The organism is Leptolyngbya sp. ST-U4 (assembly GCF_039962215.1).
Taxonomy (GTDB): domain Bacteria; phylum Cyanobacteriota; class Cyanobacteriia; order Elainellales; family Elainellaceae; genus Leptolyngbya_A.
In genome coordinates this window covers 477,634-496,982 of sequence record NZ_JAMPKZ010000001.1, presented here as the reverse complement: position 1 = coordinate 496,982, position 19,349 = coordinate 477,634, and the positions used below count along the sequence as shown (strand labels likewise).

The 19,349-nt window shown below is 52.2% G+C and carries 14 protein-coding genes; 9 read left to right on the top strand and 5 right to left on the bottom strand.

From position 1 onward, the window contains the following. Nucleotides 1–65: 65 nt before the first annotated feature. Entirely contained in the window at nucleotides 66–809 is a 744-nt protein-coding gene (locus tag NDA02_RS02080) for a C40 family peptidase (protein ID WP_190793295.1), read from the top strand. 653 nt (nucleotides 810–1,462) lie between these two features. On the opposite strand, the gene NDA02_RS02075 is transcribed toward NDA02_RS02080, so the two are convergent. Then, a complete protein-coding gene (locus NDA02_RS02075) occupies nucleotides 1,463–2,434 on the bottom strand; it encodes a hypothetical protein (RefSeq protein WP_190793281.1) in 972 nt (323 codons plus the stop codon). A gap of 283 nt (nucleotides 2,435–2,717) precedes the next feature. Here NDA02_RS02075 and NDA02_RS02070 point away from each other — a divergent pair, with 283 nt between their 5' ends. Then, a complete protein-coding gene (locus NDA02_RS02070) occupies nucleotides 2,718–3,410 on the top strand; it encodes a Crp/Fnr family transcriptional regulator (protein WP_190793280.1) in 693 nt (230 codons plus the stop codon). A gap of 45 nt (nucleotides 3,411–3,455) precedes the next feature. Here NDA02_RS02070 and NDA02_RS02065 read toward each other — a convergent pair whose 3' ends face one another. The 3 genes from NDA02_RS02065 to NDA02_RS02055 form a co-directional block, all read right to left on the bottom strand. Beyond that, the gene (locus NDA02_RS02065) at nucleotides 3,456–4,217 is read right to left on the bottom strand and encodes a lecithin retinol acyltransferase family protein (RefSeq protein ID WP_242067471.1); all 762 of its coding nucleotides are present in this window, start codon (nucleotides 4,215–4,217) and stop codon (nucleotides 3,456–3,458) included. 103 nt (nucleotides 4,218–4,320) lie between these two features. Further along, nucleotides 4,321–6,474 carry a PPC domain-containing protein gene (locus NDA02_RS02060; RefSeq protein WP_190793279.1) on the bottom strand — a complete coding sequence of 718 codons (2,154 nt, stop codon included), beginning with the start codon at nucleotides 6,472–6,474 and terminating at the stop codon, nucleotides 4,321–4,323. Nucleotides 6,475–6,651: 177 nt separating this feature from the next. Next, nucleotides 6,652–9,099: a GH116 family glycosyl hydrolase gene (locus tag NDA02_RS02055; RefSeq protein WP_190793278.1), complete on the bottom strand. Its 2,448-nt coding sequence runs from the start codon at nucleotides 9,097–9,099 to the stop codon at nucleotides 6,652–6,654. Between the two features lie 166 nt (nucleotides 9,100–9,265). On the opposite strand from NDA02_RS02055, the gene NDA02_RS02050 reads away from it, so the two are divergent. Both NDA02_RS02050 and NDA02_RS02045 read left to right on the top strand, forming a co-directional pair. Further along, nucleotides 9,266–9,814, top strand: a complete 549-nt coding sequence (locus tag NDA02_RS02050) for a gamma-glutamylcyclotransferase (protein ID WP_190793277.1) — start codon at nucleotides 9,266–9,268, stop codon at nucleotides 9,812–9,814. A gap of 666 nt (nucleotides 9,815–10,480) precedes the next feature. After that, nucleotides 10,481–11,974 carry a GAF domain-containing sensor histidine kinase gene (locus tag NDA02_RS02045; RefSeq protein WP_190793276.1) on the top strand — a complete coding sequence of 498 codons (1,494 nt, stop codon included), beginning with the start codon at nucleotides 10,481–10,483 and terminating at the stop codon, nucleotides 11,972–11,974. Nucleotides 11,975–12,167: 193 nt separating this feature from the next. Here the strand turns inward: NDA02_RS02045 and ilvD are convergent, their stop codons facing one another. Further along, nucleotides 12,168–13,853, bottom strand: coding sequence for a dihydroxy-acid dehydratase (gene ilvD, locus NDA02_RS02040; protein ID WP_190793275.1), 1,686 nt, complete (start codon nucleotides 13,851–13,853; stop codon nucleotides 12,168–12,170). A 474-nt stretch (nucleotides 13,854–14,327) separates the two neighbouring features. Here ilvD and NDA02_RS02035 point away from each other — a divergent pair, with 474 nt between their 5' ends. The 5 genes from NDA02_RS02035 (at nucleotide 14,328) to NDA02_RS02015 (ending at nucleotide 19,335) form a co-directional block, all read left to right on the top strand. Then, entirely contained in the window at nucleotides 14,328–15,167 is an 840-nt protein-coding gene (locus NDA02_RS02035; RefSeq protein ID WP_190793274.1) for a pentapeptide repeat-containing protein, read from the top strand. A 66-nt stretch (nucleotides 15,168–15,233) separates the two neighbouring features. After that, nucleotides 15,234–16,316, top strand: a complete 1,083-nt coding sequence (locus NDA02_RS02030; protein WP_190793293.1) for a low specificity L-threonine aldolase — start codon at nucleotides 15,234–15,236, stop codon at nucleotides 16,314–16,316. 158 nt (nucleotides 16,317–16,474) lie between these two features. Then, nucleotides 16,475–16,816, top strand: coding sequence for a DUF4870 domain-containing protein (locus tag NDA02_RS02025; protein ID WP_190793273.1), 342 nt, complete (start codon nucleotides 16,475–16,477; stop codon nucleotides 16,814–16,816). Between the two features lie 306 nt (nucleotides 16,817–17,122). Further along, complete coding sequence (locus NDA02_RS02020) at nucleotides 17,123–17,404, top strand: YkvA family protein (RefSeq protein ID WP_190793272.1); 282 nt, start codon at nucleotides 17,123–17,125, stop codon at nucleotides 17,402–17,404. A 143-nt stretch (nucleotides 17,405–17,547) separates the two neighbouring features. Then, nucleotides 17,548–19,335, top strand: a complete 1,788-nt coding sequence (locus NDA02_RS02015) for an ABC transporter ATP-binding protein (protein WP_190793271.1) — start codon at nucleotides 17,548–17,550, stop codon at nucleotides 19,333–19,335. The last annotated feature ends 14 nt before the right edge of the window (nucleotides 19,336–19,349 follow it).

The following is a 19,349-nucleotide window of genomic DNA, read 5'->3' as shown; positions in this document are numbered from 1 at the left end:
GGTAAGGGGGTGAAGAGGTGGAAAAATAGAGGGAGTGGACAAGTAATGGGTGAGAAACTGCTGTGCTGACGCTTCCTTTGCTAAAAGTGGCAATCGACAATAACCCGGCTCAGGAGTATGAGTGTCAGGGCAATCTCAATTTGTATGATTCGCCTGATTTGCGATCGCTGGCAACCCAAGCAATGCCAGGGCGACAGCTCAAAATTTTGGCTTTGCCCTTTGACGAAGCAGGACAGGTCAACGGCACGGTGATTCAGGTGCGGCTCTGTGAAGATGACTATCCGGGCTGGATTGCGGTTGAAGATCTGGATTTGTTAGAGGCGGCTGAGGCAGCTTATGAACCGCTTTTTCTACCCGAAGCTGAGACTCGTGCCCGGATGTCGCAGGTAATCGCCTTTACCTACAGCGCAATGAATCAGCCCAATCGCTATTTGTGGGGCGGGACAGTGGGACCGAACTACGACTGTTCTGGGCTCATGCAAACTGCCTTTGCCTCGGTGGGAATCTGGATTCCCAGAGATGCCTATCAGCAGGAGGGCTTCGCCCAACGGATCGCCCTTCAGGAGCTTGAACCGGGTGATTTAGTTTTCTTTGGGACTCCCGATCGTGCCACTCATGTCGGTTTGTACATCGGAGAAAGCTGCTATCTGCACAGTTCTGGCAGGGATCAGGGCAGAAACGGAATCGGCATTGACACCCTGGCTGAAACCGAAGATCGAATCAGCCGCACTTATTCTCAGCAGTTGCGGGGAGCCGGACGCATCTTGAGCAGCTATCAATCGACGCTTTCGATCGGTAATCTGCTTTAGTTTGCTGTTTCCAGATTGAGTGCAAGGGGGTGTTTTAGCAGGATCAATCATGCTGCATCGCCCCTCAATGGTTCAACGTCAGGGGACTGCGAAACTAAGCGATGGTTTGGTTCCCCAGCCTTGATCCGCGCGGGGGTGGTTCGGGTCAGGATGATGACTTTTCAGACAGCCTCTCGAACACCCTGTCACCAACCTGCTGCGAACGATTACAAAAAAGCCGATCGAATCGCGCCAGACCGGACTCAACCAGAACTCAAATTAGGGATTGATTGAGTAATTTATCGCAGGATCTGTGCTGCTGATCTAACTCTAATTATTTCTCGCTCGTCACGATCGCCACTTAAATTTCTTGTACTTAAAACGGGTTCTTAAAACTTAATTGGAACCAATCTAATACTAATTAACTTTTTTAATAAAAAAATAGCAAAGTATTAATAAAAATCCGACAAAGTGAGAAAAAATTGATATCAGAAAGGGCATCGACGACTGACCGTGTTTCGTCTCGATGCCCTTGCTGGTTCGCTCCTCACACATTGGATAGAATAACAAACCTGTTTTGATTTGTCACGCTTTTGGAGAAAATCCGTCAGAGGCATGATGTCAGATTAATAATAGAAGTAAGCGGCTGCCTCTCAAGAATGATGCTTGAGCTGTTAGAGAAACAGGGGAGTTGGCAGTTCGATCGAGCGCAGCAATTCGTGCAGCAACTTTTGAGTAATCCAAGTTAATCCCAGTCGAAGCTGTGCCTGCGCGGGGTCGTTTTGCCCTACTTCGTCGGCGATGCGACACGCCGCATAAAATAGTTGCCAGCTCTGGCTGAGGCGATCGGCTTGCTTAAGAGTTTCTTTTATATCGGAGATTGGGTTGAACTGAGCGTCTAGCTCCGCTCGTTGATCCAGAGTGGCGCAAATTTGCTCAACAAGCTGCCACTCTGCGGGCTGGCTGCCGCGAAAGCCTCCGGTGGGCAGCAGCCAGGGAAAGGGCTTCGGAGCCTGAATTTGCCAGCCGCAAAAGGAAGCGTCAGGTTTAACGATCGCCGACGGAGAACAGCTTGCGATCGCCTGTATCAGCCCAAGTTGCTGACCGAGACGAAGCACACTATGACATCGGGCGTAGGTGTGCAGTATCGGAAAAACACTGGTAGAATTACGGGCAGACGCAGCCATTGGAATCAAAGATCGGGACTCCAGCAGCGTTGTTGAGGTATCCTCGGCAACTGGTAATGGGTAATCGACGAGGCATTGCAGCCAAATTGCCAAGCCAGGATCTGCAAGCCGAAAGAAGACCCAGCCGGGAGGTGCGACTTCAAGATTGAAATGTTTCTGAAGGTCGTCCAGGGTCGCGTCAGACAGTGTTCCTTGCAAAGTTGCATCGAGTTTTTCGAGCGGTTTGCTCAGCTTCTCCATCAGGTCTTTCGCCAATTGTAGTGCTGGCTTCTGCAAGGGCTGTGCATATCTCAGAGCAACCGCTGAAACGTACTCAAGCTGCTTTTGTTTACCTTGTCGGGTCTGCTTAAGCGGAAGCGTCTGGCTTTTTCCATCCTGCTGAAGCTTCTCAGTATGGAGTGCTTTTTGTATCCGATGAACTAGTCGCGATCGGAGAGCAGCAGATAGAATGGTATGCAATCTAACACTCCCGGTAGAATTATTGTGCTTCCTGAGAAGCGGGTCGATTTCGCTGAACTCGATTTTTTAACTTTGGTTGTAATATATCAAGATTCAGATCAAAGTAAGGCTTAAAGAAGCCGTTCTACGGGTATTAACTGATGCAATTAGCACAAAGCACAACTCAAAGAAATCGATTTTGTATTCTCTTCGGCCGTTCTCCCTGTTGATTATTCTCTCTGTTCATTATCGTCCAGTTCAGTTCAGAGTCCCCCATCTCTACTGATTGTTGTAGTCACCCCTTATGTATTCAGTGTCTTCACCCTCAGAAACCTCCCGTCCATTTCTTACCTGGCAGCGTATTCTCGACTGGGCACAGGAGCATTACCGCTACCGTACCTTTAGCAAAGACGAAAAAATTCCGGCACGGGCAGGTTTACTTTACCTGGTACAGCGTGGAGCGGTTCGTCTGGTTGGCGAGGCACAGGTGAGTGCTAGTGTGAGCAGCGGGTCCTCCCGTTTACCCCGGATCAATTCAGAAGAAGCATTTCTGGGATTTGTTGGGGCAGGTCAGCCCTTTGAGATTGTGGCGCAGTCGCCGTTCACCCTCCAAAGTTTTGCTCATGTCGATCAAACGGCGGTGATCTGGCTCTACTGGCACGACCTGGACAACTGGCCCCACTTTCGGCGCGAAGTTCTGGATGCCTTTCGCTATCAGCATCAGCGGAAGCTGCTCTGGCTCAGCACGCTGGGACAACGCCGCACGATCGATCGCCTGCTCGGATTCCTCACCCTGCTAATTGAAGAATTTGGCGAACCCTGCGATGAAGGCTACGGGCTGCCCTGGTCACTCACCCATGCTCAGATTGGCAGCGCGATCGGCTCAACCCGGGTTACGGTCACGCGCTTGATGGGCAAACTGCGCCAGCGCGGGCTGATTCGCACCTACGGTGATAATTTGCTGTGCTTGCCTGCTGAGGCGGTTGCGAATAAGTAGCATTCGGCTTTCTGATAGAGCTGCAGCCGTCCAGCAGCCCGATGGTTAGCTAACCGGGGTGAGCCGCTGCTTAATTTGCAGGCTGTTGCGATCGAGCGTAGTTCGAATACCAACCAATTCTGCAAGCTGATTTTTGGCGGCTTCTGCCTGTTTCTTCGCCTGCACTTTGCGTTCCAAGGCTGCTCGCGCCAGGTCTTCTCGGCTTTGCTTTAACGCCAGCGTTGCCACTCGTTCCCAGGTGGTCATGTCTTGCTGTGCCCGGTTGTATTGATCTTGCAGGGTCGATTGAGCAACAGAAATATTGCTCTGGGCGTGGTTGAGCAACTGCATCGCAGTCACCGGATCGCCTCCCTGGGCAGCTTCTTCGATCATGCGGCGGGAGTCAAGCGATCGAATTTGGGACAAGTCTAAGCCGTAGTTGATGAGCTGCTGGCTTTCGTTTTTGCCTGTTTTGCACCAGTTAGCAAAATGCTCACAGTTGTTGGTTAGCAGATTGTACTGCCGTTCGCCCAGCCGGCTCTCTGCCCGCTGAAGCACAATATCGGGAATAAAAGCAAGCGGCTGCTGTTTGGTGTAAACAGGGGTGCCTCTGGCAAATGCCTCCATCGTGGTGCGCGTAATCACGGCATCATCGCCTTTGTGGTAGTGAATTATCGTGCCATCCCCACAATCAATTCCATGATGTTCGTAAACGCCCTCAACGCTGAGGAGGGGTCGCATCACGTAAATCTGATCGCCTCTTGCCATTGCTAATTGCTTAACCTGAACGGGTTTGCCTGAAAAAGAAAAGCCAGGAACCATTCGCATGAATGACTCCTAGCCACAATCTAGCATCCCGCTTTTGCTTTCAGCAGGGTCAGAAGGAGGAAACGATCGCGGATCAGGCAACCCTGATGTGAAGCAGTGCTCGCTACGCGGTAATCGCTGCCATCAAACTTCCAGACCCAATTTCATCCAGTCCCGCAGCCGAGCGCACGTTGGCACACATCGAACAGCCGCAGCCACTTACCGTCGTGCCGCTGGGAACCAGACCCTCAGGAGCCAGCACAGACTGGGTAACGGAAAAACTATCTGCCGCGCCGTAGTTGACGTTCCAGCCAATATCTCGTAGCGAAGCAAGCGTAACCTGGCTCAGCGGCATCTTCACGGTTGCACCTTCCGCAAAGGGAGTCAGCAGCTCATCGCCAAATTTACCTTCGTCCCAGTGACCGAACGTGCCCGCTTCAACCGGAATGGCTTTAGGCGCAAGTATGCCGGAAATTTCGCCATAAGCCCTGCCTGCGTAGCTGTCTGCTTTGTAGGTGTTGCTGCCGCGATCGATCAGGCTGCGTCCTTGCTTCTCCCAAAGTGTGCCGATGCCCAGAACGTGACCCAGTTCGTGAATCACGAGCGTTTTCAGGTAGCTGGGATCAGAGTTATAGGAATTGCTGTAGCTGGTGTTGATACGGACAATTCCCGTGGTGGGCATCCAGTTCCCTTTCGCATCGGTCGCGCCCGATCGATTGGTTGCGGCTGCCAGCCAGGCTTGGGGGCTATTCACGCCCTGAACGTCAATTTGGAGCAGATGGGAACCGTTAAAGCTGCTGTGGGTGATGGCATTTTCCCAGAATTTAGCGGCTTCGGTAATCGCATTACGAACGTTGAAGTTGAGGCTTTCTATCCCGTCTGCGAAATTAACCTGCATCGAGAATTTGCGATCGTCGCTACCGGAGGGCGTGAAGTTGGTGTTGACGGTGTAGTTCATGGACTGGTTACCGTAGCCCATTACCTGCACAAAGTAGTTTCCGGCAGACAAAAAGCGGCGAACTGATTCCCCGGTAGCTCCCCATTCCCACTGCCAGCCCAGCACCTCACCGGGATCGATCGCGCCGTTATTGTTTTTGTCCTGAATCAGCCGCACATCGGCATCGCCCGTTAAGCCACTCAGGTTTGCCGTGAATGTCCCAGATTGGGAAAGGCTGAAGCGATAAAAGTCTTCCCGATTGCTGGCACTAAGCTGGTCACTGCGTGAAAAAGCGGCAGATTGAACAGATGCGGTGCTGAGCGAGGTTCCAGGAGCACTACCGCTCGAAGTGGCTCCCCCACCCGGAGTTGGACTGGGTGCAGGAATCGGGGAAGGACTTGGCACATAAGCGGCTGATGCCCCAGTGCCGCCTGTCATCGACAGCGTATAGTTGGCGCGATCGGAGTCGAACGGAGTGACTCGCACAAAATAGCTGCCCACATTAAGCTGCTGCTGAATCGTTTCCTCTGTTTGTCCATCGCTGCCCGATCGTCCCAGTTCTGCCCCGGTGCTGCTGAGCAACTGAATATCGGCATCCTCGGAAAGACCCTTCAGGTTCAGCGCGACTTGCCCAGCTTCGGATAGGGAAAACTTATAGACATCGGCGTTGTCTTTTGAATCTACCCGTCCCTGGTAACTGCGCTGAAGGCGGCTAATGTTCCCGGCATCCAAGGCAGACAGGGTAGTATTTCCGGCATCGCTGGCAAATCCTGATCCTTTCAGCTTCAGCGTGTAGTTGGTGCTAGTGGTGCCTGCCGAAACGCGAATAAAATAAGTTCCCGCCCGCAGGTTGCCTTCGATTCGCTCATCTTGCCGATCGCCTCGCAACGATCGCGCCACGGAATCGCCGTTTTGCCGCACGATTGACAGATCCGCATTGGCACTAAGCTGACTCAGAGTAAGTCGAAACCGCAGCGATCGAGACAGATTCATCCGAAAATACTGATCCGTCGTGCTGCCGCCGATCGAGCCATTCCAGGTGAGTTCCGCTCGTCCGCTCAGGTTGCCCAGATTATTGGCAGTCGATAAGCTGTTGCCAGCTAAGCCTTGATTTGCCGTTGCCGTTGCGCTAATGGGCTGAATCTTCAGACTGCCAGTACTGTTGCCTGACTGAGCAAACCGCATCTTTTGGAAGGGCGAATTTCTTGAACTGCTTACTTTCAGAAACTTGCGCTGAGTCTCTGGCTGAACTTTCTGGAATAGCGGCGAATCCGTTTGTAGCTGAAACGACGCATTCGAGCGAGCCTGAGGGAACGCCCCAGACGCAAAACGATTTGACATAAATCCTCCTGATGACCTAAGCAGGGGCAACCCGGCAAAGCAGCAAACGATATAAGGACTGCAAGAAATCCTCTCCCCGATGGGGGATGCTAGCTTCAGTAAATAAGCTGCTACCTATGACTTGAGGAGGAGCCGAGTGTTCCGCGATTCCAGAAAAAAACTTAGAATCGCTGAAAATCAAAATAGCCAGTAAATCGCCCAAATTGCCATTGCCCGCAGATAGTGGCTCGCCCTGAAGGTTCCTGCTGCTGTAATCGCCTCCGGCGTGCGAAATTGTAGTCCGTTCTCGTAAACCTGCCGCACCACTGCCTCCGTAATTGCCATCGCTTCCGATCGCATTCCCATTTGCAGCATAAAAGCTGCCAGCCCAAAATTAATCCCCGTCCAGACTTCGAGCGGATGCGTATCATTAGGATTCACCGGAGACCCATCAGCCAGCACTCCATTTGCCGCCCCGATTGCCACAAATGCCTCTCTTGATTCCCCTGATTTTTCACGGCTCGCCGCGACATATTGATTAAAGTTGACAAAACAAGCTTCATACACCGACTTTAACGCCGATCGCACACAGTCCTCTGGCACAACATCTGGCAAACTCAGCAACCGCGCGTAAAACTGCCCGCAAAGCTGATCCGCCATCACCACTGCTGAACCGCTGCCGCTATCTAGACGGTAATACTGTCCGTTCCACAGCTTTTCCTGATAAACCGATCGCGCTTGCCCCAACCAGCCCTGATAAATCTCGCTTTGTTGTTTTCGCCCGTCTACCGCTCCATCTGCTTTGTCTAGAACTTGCCCGATCGCGATCGCTGCCTCTAACGCCGCAATCCACAGTCCGCCACAGTACGCGCTGACTCCCTGCAATCGCCAGTCATCAAAGGTCTGATCGGGTGCGCCGGAGTTTTCGGGAATGCCGTCATTGTCCAGGTCAAAGGTTTTCAGGTAGTCCAGCGTGGCGACGATCGCCCCCCAGCTTTCCCGCAAAAACGCTATATCCTGGCTGCCCGTAAACACAAAATCGCGATACACTTGCAGCACAAAATCGGAGCCGAGGTCTTTCCATAGGTTGCAGTCTTGATAGCTGGTGTAGTTGGTCTTCTCCCAGACGTGCTCATTTGGCGCACCCAGATCGTGGGGCGTTGCGTTCGCCGTTTTGCGCTGGGCGATCGGGCTTTCCATTTTCTGAGTGAAGTAATAGCCAATCACGCGGGGCGTATCGTCTGCGGTCGGAATTGCTCGGGCAAAGGCCCGCATCACCGCTTTATCCAATTCTGGAAACAGCAGCAGCAGCGCAAACGAGCCATAGAGCCGCACGTCCAAGCTTTCATACCAGCGATAGTCCAGACATTCCAGAACGGCAAATTGCCCGATCGGATCCCGATCGCTTGCCGCACTCCACAAAGTTCCGCCGCTGGTCAGGTCGTACAGCTCGTTAAACAACGCCATCTTGAACCACTGCGGCAAATCCGAGCGATCGAGGATCGGCTGCTGCCACTGCTGAATCTGCTCGCGCCACTGCGGATATTGAGCAAGGGCCATTTGAGCGATCGACCCGGCATTGTCTCCACTCCGCCCGAAGAAATCGGTATAGCGACGAAAATAAGAAGTTCCCTCAGCAAACTCCGTCACCGGAAAATCCCACGCCAGCACAAAGGGAATCTGCTTCACCTCACCGGGAGCCAGCGTGATTCGCACTGCGACGGCTGCGCCAATTTGTTCGCCTGTCCCTGCCGGAGTTTCGTCGTGAGTATTGGGCAATGATCCATCTCGACCGAAGGACTGCCACAGATCCGCGCCATCCCCGATCGGATTCCATCGGCTGTGATAAAACACTTCGCCTGCGTTGGCATCAGTGACGATCGCCCATTGCCCATCGCCTTCTGCCGGATCACTTGTGCAAACCCGACCCATCACACAGCCAATTCCGCCCCCATCGGCCTGAACCTGATTAAAGTTCCCGACACTTTCCCCGATGCGCGGCTGATACTCATACACCGGACTGCCATCATCTCGCACTTTGACTTCGGGCGATTTTAGCGCGTTCGTAAACCAGCCCGTCATATTTTGCCAGGACAGCATCACGCTCAGCGTTAAGGGACGATCGCCCGAATTTCGTACCGTCCACAAAAACACCGCCACCGGATAGCTGCTTTCTCGATAATTTTCTGCCCAGATCGGGGAAAACTGCTCACACACTATCTCCGCTCGAAACCTGTTGCGGTAAGTAAACCAGCTTCGCGGATACAGCGCAGCATAGTCTCCCTTGTCCTGTTCTTCTGCCATTTCCCCGTACCATTGCCATGCCCCTAATGTTCCATCTGTAGGGGCTTCAGTACAGAGCGCGTATGCTTGGGTTTGATTACCCTCCTGCTCAAACACACTAAATTGGCAGGCAGGCATCGACCCAAACCAGTGTTCGCCGCCGTCGATATGCCACAAATTAAAATCGCCGCGGGACGATTGCCCAATACAGCCCGCCCCAAAACCGCCTAACGGCATTCCGTGCCAGGGACCATCATCGATATTGCTGGCATAGCGAACGGTGTAAGGATGATCCCAACCAGAACCGATCGATCGCGTCCAGGCAGAATCAGGAATTTGGAAGAAAGAGTCGGAATTGATCATCAGACGATTTTACCGAACACCTGCCCCCAATCTTCACTCTTCCCATACTCCGGTTCATTGGTCGGGATATGTGGCAATCCTCCGATATATCTGATACAATTCCTGGGTAATCAAGGCTTTAGGATCAGGTTATTTCTTAATCTCTCTTTCCTGACTCGCATCCCGTATGGAATCTCTCTCGTCGCATCGGTTTTCCCGCAGCCTCCAAGCGATCGAACCGTCCTTTTATTACTTTGCCTACGGTTCCTGTATGTGTCCGGTAGACCTGAAGCGATCGCTCGGCGAGAAAATGCACCCTTACGTCGTCGGTCATGCAACGCTTAGCGGTTATCGACTGGGGTTTTTCCAACGATCGCAGCTTCGCAACTGCGGTGTATTGGATATTGTGAAAGACGGGCGATCGCAGGTGGAAGGCGTGCTGTATCGGCTCCCCCAGCGGCTGAGCGATCGGCTCGATGAGCGAGAAAAAGGCTATCGTCACGAAACGATCGAAGTGGTGAGCCAGGGACACCGCTATGCTCACGTTCGCACCTATACCGTGATCGAAAAGCTCACCGAAGAACACGCACCCAACGACTGGTATTTTAATGTCGTGCTGCGCGGCGCGGTTACTTGCGGCTTGCCAGAGCAATACTGCTGGAAGCTGTTTAGCCACATGCACCAACTCCAGCAAACTGAAGCCAGCCAAGCCTGCACCAGTTTGCGATCGGCATAGTTTGCCCCCTTTACCAAAAAGCGTCCTCTGGCGATCAACGGTGTTCTACAGGGGCGCAATTGGGCTGCCAGTTCTGTTGCTTCAAGGGAATATTTGAAGGCCTAATTGTTTTCCGAATTGCCTTCAGTCGTGCTGAAACGATGTCTTATTCTGGTTCTGAAGTCCTCCGTAATTCGAGGATTAAGGAGGCAATAGAGCAGCTCGAATCCTTCTGAAATCCTACTCAGAATCTCAAATATTTCTCAAATTTCTGCAATCGATTACCGCATTTCCGCTGTAAACCTTTCCTTGGGGAAACAGCTCACTAATAAGTTGTAAACATCTGTTATATCTATTCGTTACTAACTAGAGCGAGTAGCGACTGCGCTTTGCATCAAGGGCAGGGTCTTTGTAATGCCTTGGGCTGCCTAAAAAATGGCTATTGTTCGCTCGATTCACTCCATTTCACCCTGCTCTAATCTTTTTTTTACTAAACGGTGCAGGTAATTTTACGGAACCTTGATCATCACTCAACCAATAAAAGATCCTGGAAAGCTCGGAAATTCACAATCGCTTTAATTCATCTGTTCAAGATGCAATCCGTCCGGGAAGTATGGATTTATCGCACCCCCCATCGATCCCTCTCGATTCGATGGCTTAAACCTGCCTACCAAAGGAAGGGTTGTTATGAAGAACCCTGAGCATAAACCGCAATACTCGATCGATCCAGCCGTCCATTTGGAATCAGAGCAACATCGGATGCAAGCCTTATTAGAACTAGGACTTTTAGAAGCAGAAACAATGCCCATCTTTGATGAGGCAACTCAAACGGCAGCTCATTTTTTAGAAATGCCAATTTGTACCTTTGGTTTGCTTGATCGCGATCGAGTCTGGCTAAAGGCAGCAGTTGGTTTATCGCGAATTGGCTTGATGAACCAGCTTGCGGCTTCTCGTCAGCTTCCACGCACCGAAGGTTTATTTCTCCAGGTAATTGAGAGTCAGCGTCCTTTAACGGTTCCTGATACGGCAGCAGACGATCGATTTTCCAGCAGCGTTCTTTTCCAGCAGTATGGCATTCGCGCTTATCTGGGCGTTCCGGTTGTTGATTCTCGTGGTCGCTGTTTGGGCGTGCTGGCAGTAATGGATCTGGCTCCACGCCAGTTTACCAGTCGCGATATTCAGTTTCTAGAACTCATGGCACGCTGGAGCATCAGCGAATTTGAGCGAAACTGGCTGCTCAATCAGCAACTCCATCCCGGTTCTAGCGAAATCAAAGAGACCGCTCTACTGCTTCCCTCTGCTGCCAGCGAGCCAGCTTCGTCCAGTCCATCTGAGAACCCGACTCTGGTGAAAGCAGATTTGATCAGCCAGATGACGCAGGAGCTCTCGACACCGCTCACCTCGATCCTGGGCATGGCGCGGGTGCTGAGTCAGGGAATTTACGGCGCACTGACCGATAAACAGCAGGAGTACATTGACATTATCCATAACAGCGGACAATATCTGCTATCGCTGGTTAATGAAATCGTAGAACTGGGCGTGTTGAACGATCGCAGCACCACACTGACGCTTTCACCGGTCGATGTAGAAATGCTGTGTCAGCTCACCATCAGCAGCCTCAACCAGGCAGCCCACCGTCGGGAACAGCGCATTCAGCTCACGGTAGAGCCGGGTCTTCGCTTCTGGATGCTTGACAAAGACAAAGTTCGGCAAATTCTTTACCATCTTGTCTTTAATGTGATTCAGTCTTCTAGTTCTGACAGCGTGATTCGGATTCACGGTTCGCGCCGCCAGAACGCCCTTCATCTCATGATCTGGACTTCCCATCCCTGGTTAGGAGACGGCTTGCCGATTACTGACCTCGCTCCCCTGTCTTATCCTGGCTCAAGCTCCAATTCCTTTTCCTCGGAGCCGTGGAAACAGCAGTCAAACTCAGACTTAAGCTCTGGCAAGCTTTTTGCCAATCATGCTGGCAGGCAATCCTCGCTCGGGCTGCTGGATTCTGAGCCGCACAGCAATCTTTCCAACCAGTCTCGATCGCGTGAAGGTCTGAGTCTGATGCTCAGTCATCAGCTTGTCGAGATGCACCAGGGCTGCATTACGATGCAGGGATCGCCCGAAGAAGGCTTCCGCTATGTGATTCAGCTCCCGCAGCTCCAAGAAAGCACGGCTAAAAGCTAGAGCATCGGTAGGGCATCGTTATAAGGGGTGAAGCAGTTGCGGTCGTGTTTTTTACACCAGGAGATTTGTGCCCGGAGAACAGCCTGGTCAAAAGTCCTGTCGCAGCCGCCTCGCCCTTACAGCTTTTCTGGAGCAGAGGATGAAGCAACTGACGCTGCCCTTATCTCCTCATCTCTCCATTCCCTCATCCTTTCTACGGCACATTCAGATCCGTCACGGCCCCCAGACTGCTGGTAGAAACCAGCTTGGCATACTTCGCTAAAACGCCCCGTTGATAGCGAGGTGCGGGTGGGGTCCACTGAGCGCGGCGGTCTGCCAGGTCTTCATTAGAGACGTGCAGGTGCAGCAGGCGTTGGTCGGCATCGATCGTAATCTGATCCCCTTCCTGAACCAGGGCGATCGTCCCTCCCACATAAGCTTCTGGGGCAACGTGACCCACGACCATGCCGTAGGTACCGCCAGAAAAGCGACCGTCAGTAATCAGTCCGACTGCATCGCCTAAGCCAGCGCCAATGATTGCAGACGTGGGAGCCAGCATTTCGCGCATGCCGGGACCGCCTTTTGGACCTTCGTAGCGAATCACCAGTACGTCTCCGGGCTGAATCTTGCCTGCCAGGATTGCGTCTAGACAGGATTCTTCGGATTCAAATACCCGTGCAGGTCCGGTAATTTTGCGGTTTTTGATGCCCGTCAGCTTGGCGACTGATCCTTCCGTCGCAAGATTGCCTTTGAGAATGCCTAAGTGTCCCTGCGGATACATCGGACGATCCCAGGGGCGAATCACATCCTGGTTGGGGCGCGGGTTATCGGGAATGTCTTTGAGCAGTTCGGCGATCGTCTCTCCGGTGATCGTGATGCAGTCGCCGTGCAGCAAGCCCTGGTTCAGCAGCATTTTCATCACCTGGGGAATGCCGCCTGCCCGGTGCAGATCCGTGGCAACATAGCGACCGGAGGGCTTCAGGTCACACAGGACGGGAACCCGTTGCCGGATGGTTTCAAAGTCATCAATCGCCAAAGGCACTCCAGCAGAATGGGCGATCGCCAGAAAGTGCAGCACCGCATTCGTCGAGCCACCCACTGCCATAATGACCGAGATGGCATTCTCGATCGACTTGCGCGTAATGATGTCTCGCGGACGACGGTTTGCTCGAATCGCCTCGACCAGTGCTTTGCCTGCCAGCAGCGTGTTGTCTGCTTTTTCAGGATCTTCCGCTGCCATCGTCGAGGAATACATCAGGCTCATGCCCATTGCCTCGAATGCCGAAGACATCGTGTTTGCCGTGTACATCCCGCCGCAGGAACCCGCTCCCGGGCAGGCGTTGCGCTCGACTGACATCAGCCGCACTTCGTCAATTCTGCCTGCGCTGTACTGTCCCACGGCTTCAAACGAACTCACCACGGTCAGGTCTTCGCCTTCGAGATGTCCGGGTTTGATCGTGCCGCCGTAAACGAAAACTGCCGGAATGTTCATCCGCGCCATTGCAATCATCGCGCCCGGCATATTCTTGTCGCAGCCGCCGATCGCCAGTACACCGTCCATACTCTGGGCATTGCAGGCTGTTTCGATCGAGTCAGCAATCACATCCCGCGACACGAGCGAATACTTCATGCCCTCGGTTCCCATCGAGATGCCATCGCTAACAGTGATTGTGCCGAAAATCTGCGGCATTCCTCCTCCAGCCCGGATTCCTTCCTGGGCGCGTTCGGCAAGCGGCGCGATTCCCATATTGCAGGGCGTGATCGTGCTGTAGGCACTAGCGACTCCCACGATCGGTTTCGTGAAGTCTTCGTCGTTAAACCCGACTGCCCGCAACATGGCTCGGTTAGGCGATCGCTGCACGCCTTGGGTAATGATTTGACTGCGTAAATTGTCAGGCATTCGCTTTTCCTTCGCTGTTCGATATTTTGAATCTAGGTTTGAGTTCGGCGCTCCGTTTTGAGTCGGTTGCTTCGCAGTTCGCCGAAGGGGTCATCGGTCAGGTCTGTTTCTGATTTTCTCAGATTCTCATGCGCTCAGAGCTTGTTTCCCGGAACACGCATTGCTAAAAACGAGTCCTGTGCAGGCACGCTAAATCTTCCGTACATCCATTTCTCCTGAAGCGTGAATCAGTATGGTTCTAATTTGCGCTGACTTTCTTCTGGAGAGAAGGTACAAATCGATCGACTTCTGCTAGGACAGTTCAAGTTTTTTGACGCTGTTCTAGTCAAAATTGAACCCATTGTACCAGGGCACTTCAGAGCGCACAGGCTTTTCGTCTGCTCCAGATCCTCCTTAGAAAAAGCGAGAATTTGCAGCGTTTCAGGGCAAGCTAAAGTTCATTCAGCTTCATTACCGCCCCCATCATGCTGCCTTATGCAAACCGAAGAACTGCTAGACCGCTACGCTGCAGGAGAGCGAGACTTCCGAGAACTTGTGCTGGCAGGATGTGATTTAAGCGATCGTGATTTACGCGGCATTAACCTGCGCGGAGCAGATCTGAGCCAGGCAATTTTGAAAGGGGCAGACCTTAGCTCAGCTAATCTGCGCGAAGCCAAGCTGATCGAAGCCAATTTGAGCCATGCAACGCTTTTAGAAGTCAATCTGATCGGGGCAGATCTGACACAGGCAAATTTGTTAGAAACCGATTTGAGTCGAGCCGGACTGCGGAGCGCGAAGCTGATTGGGGCAAACTTCGATCGCAGCAATTCACCCGAAGCTAACTTTGGGGAGGCAAACCTGAGCCGGGCAAACTTTGTCGAGGCAAATCTCAGTCACACCAGTTTTCACCGGGCAAAGCTGCTGGCAACCAACCTGACCCGCGCCATTTTGGAAGGCGTCAACCTGTCGAACGCCAATCTCACCGGTGCCATTTTGGAAGGGGCGACTTTAACGAATGCAATGGTGCATGGAGCCAGTCTGGAAGAAGCCGATTTGCGGGAAGCCGACCTGAGCCGCGCCCGCATTATCAATGCCAATTTAATCAACGCTAACCTGGGACGGGCCAACGCCAGAGGCATCAATCTAAGCTGGACTTCGCTGCGTGGAGCAAATTTGCGGCGGGCAAATCTGTATCGGGCAAACCTGTGTTGGGCAAACCTGAGCGAAGCGGATTTGAGTGAAGCTGTTTTAGTCAGCGCGAATATCAATCAGGCGAATCTTCAGAATGCAGATTTGACAGGTACGCTAATGCCAAGCGGGACAACTCACGGATAATTGCTCTCCTGCATAAATGGCTGCGATATCGTGAAGAAGTTCCTCCCCTGCAAGCAATCCGTCATTATGATCTCGATCGATCGCCCTTCTGCCCTACCCGAACAGTTTGCCAGCGATAACTATTCCGGCATTTGTCCTGAAGCCCTGGATTATATGCTGCAAGCCAATCAGGGAGCTGCGCCTGCCTACGGCAACGATATCTGGACAGAGCGAGCAACGGATCATTTTAGGGAGTTGTTTGAGACGGATTGCGAAGTCTTTTTCGTATTTAACGGCACGGCAGCCAATTCCCTGTCGCTGGCGGCTCTTTGTCAGTCTTATCACAGCGTTATTTGTCATGAAGTCGCCCACATTGAAACCGATGAATGCGGCGCGCCGGAGTTTGCGTCCAATGGGTCAAAGCTGCTCCTGGGCAAGGGCGCAAACGGTAAGTTAACCCCAGAATCGATCGCCAGTATTGCCGCTCGCCGCGATGATCTTCACTATCCAAAGCCGAAAGTGGTGAGCATTACCCAGGCGACTGAGTTAGGGACGGTATATTCGATCGCCGAACTGCAAGCCATTAAACAGGTTGCTCAGCAGCACCATTTGCGGGTGCACATGGACGGCGCAAGGTTCGCCAATGCGGTCGCTGCCCTGAACAAAACTCCGGCAGAGCTAAGTTGGAAGGCGGGAGTGGATGTACTGTGCTTTTGCGGTACAAAAAACGGCATGGCGATCGGCGAAGCGATTCTCTTTTTTGACAAAGCTTTGGCAGAAGACTTTGCGTTTCGCTGCAAACAGGCAGGCCAGCTTGCCTCCAAGATGCGCTTTATTGCTGCTCCCTGGCTGGGTCTGCTAGAAACGGGCGCGTGGCTGCGAAATGCCCAACACGCCAATCGCTGCGCGGAATACCTGGAAAAACAGCTTTTACAGCTTGAAGCAGTTGAAATACTTTGTCCGCGTCAGGTGAACGGCGTATTTGTGGAGCTGCCGCAGCCTGTAATTGAAACACTGCAAGCGAAAAACTGGCAGTTTTATACTTTTATTGGCTCTGGCGGCGTTCGCTTTATGTGTTCCTGGGCGACGACGTTTGAGCGAATTGATCAGTTGGTGGGCGATATTAAAGCAGCAATTGCAAGTTCTCGTGTAACTTATTCCCTGCGATAGAGCAAAATTGAGCGAGGATTGTGCGGCTATTAAAATACGGTTAATCAGTACGGTAAGCCTTACCCTTTCTGCCGGATGCTGCGATAGAAAGGCGAAAAATCGATCGCTAAAATAAAAATATCTCAGCAAGATACTTAATGCGCTTGGAGGACACAGGAATGCAAGGTCTTTACGACACAGATAAGCGAAAACTGCTATCAATTTTGGCTCACGGCTCTATTTTCTTCAGCGGTTTGCTGGTATCTGTGATTGTTCCTGCTGCCATTTTGTTTGCTGTAGAAGATCCAGTCGTGAAGCAAAATGCGAAAGAAGCTCTGAACTTTCACTTCAACGTCTGGCTATACGGCATTCTTCTGGTTCCGCTTTCGTTTATTACGTTTGGCTTAGCGGGTGGAATTTGGTTCTTGGTTCACTGGGGTTTGACGATCTGGGCAATCAGCCAATGCCTTGGCAATCCCGATCAGGGAGTTCACTATCCGTTTATCTTTAGACTTCTGTAGTCTTTGTTGCGATCGTTAATTGGCTTGAATTGGATAAATGGGTGGAGTCTCAGCAGAAAAAATCTTTGCTGAGGCTTTGCATTTTGTTCGGCGAATTCTTTTAGAGAATTGATCTACTTGGAGAGAGATTTTCTTTTAATCAGGTTGCGTTAAGATGCCTGGCTTGCAATCAGTTTAATTGCTTCTTTCCGCAAACGCATTCCATCGGGTTTCTCCATAAAGGACGATCGGCTTTCCAGCCTTTTTTAAGATGTTTAATTCATCGAATTCTTGTCAGAATTAAAGAGTAGTTTAAGGAGCTGAAGCATGTACGACTGGTATCGCAACACGATTCGTAATCCGAAATATCGCTGGTGGATTATTGCCGGAACGCTGGCTTATCTCTTCATGCCGTTTGACTTTTTGCCTGATTTTATTCCGATTATCGGACAGCTTGATGATGCGGTGCTGGTCACGCTGCTGTTTGCCGAAGTGTCTCAGCTCGTTCTCGATCGCGTCAAAAACAAAGGTGAGGTTGCATCCCAAACGAGTTCCAGCACGAGTTCATCGGCTGATCCCGTAGATGTTAACTCTATCCCGATCGAGTAGGGCATGGTTTTATCAGCGACGGTATTGCTGACGGTCTATCTGTGACGGGGCAGACGCATAAATCGATCGATATGCCAAAGGATTCGAGATTTCTGGGTTTTTGATCTACGATCGCTAGAGTTAATCGATCGAGTAACCGCTTCATGAGAGGGACTGCCCCCGTCATTGCCTCCGATCAGAAGGTGAACCAGCAGATTTCTACGCTGCATCGCTTTTTGCAGTACCTTCGCCCTTATCGCAAAGAAATTCCGATTGCGCTGCTGCTGGTTGCGACTGGGGCAGCTTCGCTATCTTTGGGACCGTTTTTGATTGGTTGGTCGATCGATCACCTGATCACGCAGGGAAATTTGTCCGGGCTGCTGCTACTGCTAGCGGGGTTGGCAGGGATTTATCTGCTGGGCGTGATCGCAATTCGCGGGCAAATTATTCGCGTCGGCTGGATCATGCAGCGATTGCTGGCGCAGCTCCGGCAAGATATTTTCAACAAAATTCAAGCCCTGCCGATTAGCTTCTTCGATCGCAGTGAAGCCGGGGATTTAATGAGCCGCCTGCTGAATGACGTAAACACGGTGAATCAGGCGTTTGGCCAAACGATCGCCCAAATGCTGGGCAATTCATTCAGCCTGGTTGGCATTGTGATTGCGATGTTTGCGATCGACTGGCGGCTGGGATTGCTGAGCAATCTAGTTGTGCCGCTGATGATTGTGACAACGGGGCTGTTTGCGCGTTGGGCAAGAGCCAGATTTCGCGTTACCCGTCAGACGATCGGCGAACTTTCGACCAAGCTAGAGGAAGACATAACCAGCGTTCGCGAAGCGCAGGCATTTAACCGGGTGCAGCTCAACATCGAGGAGTTTGAAAGCCTGAATGCGGCAAATCGTGATGCGAATGTGGAAGCAGTGGCAATTACGGCGGCGTTTCTCCCGTCGATCGATTTTCTCAATACGCTGGCAACCGCGGGTGTATTGGCCTATGGCGGTTATCTGGCAGTGCAGGGAACGGTCACGGTGGGAACGGTGACTTCGTTTTTGCTGTATGTGCAGCAGTTTTTTCGCCCGATTCAGATTCTCAGTCAGTTTTATACGCAGGCGCAGTCGGCTCTGGCAGGGCTGGAGCGAATTTTTCTGCTGCTGGATGAACCGTCTCAGCTCAGGGATGCACCGGATGCGATCGAGATGCCGCCCATTCGAGGAGAAGTCCGATTTGAGCAGGTGCAGTTTGGCTACAAGCCCGATCAGCTGGTGTTGAAAGGCGTTAATTTGCAGGCAGAACCGGGACAAATGATCGCGCTCGTGGGGCAAACCGGAGCCGGAAAAAGTACAATTATCAACCTGATTCTGCGGTTCTATGACGTAACGGGCGGCGCGGTCAAGATCGACGGGATCGACATTCGCTCTGTGACCCAAGCCAGCCTGCGTCGTCAGATTGGGATTGTGCTGCAAGATAACATCCTGTTTGGCGGCACCGTGGCAGACAATATTGCGTTTGGCAATCCCTTTGCGTCTCAGGCAGAAATTGAGGCGGCAGCCCAGCTTGCCAACGTGCATGAATTTATCACCTCGCTGCCCGAAGGCTACATGACGCAACTGGGCGAACGTGGCGCACCCCTGAGTCAGGGTCAGCGACAGTTGGTGAGCATTGCCCGTGCTGTGCTGATCGATCCGCGCATTTTGATTCTGGATGAGGCAACCAGCAGTATTGATACCCGAACCGAGGCACTGGTGCAGGAGGCGATCGCCCGATTGCTCAAAAACCGCACCAGCTTTGTGATTGCCCATCGCCTGAGTACCGTTACTCAAGCTGATCAGGTGCTGGTCGTGCAGCAGGGACAGATCGTTGAGCGCGGAACCCATGCCGAACTGATGCAGCAGCACGGCATCTATGCCAATTTGTATGCGCTACAGCTTGGAGCCGCTACGGTCAGCGTGTAAGCTAGCACTACATC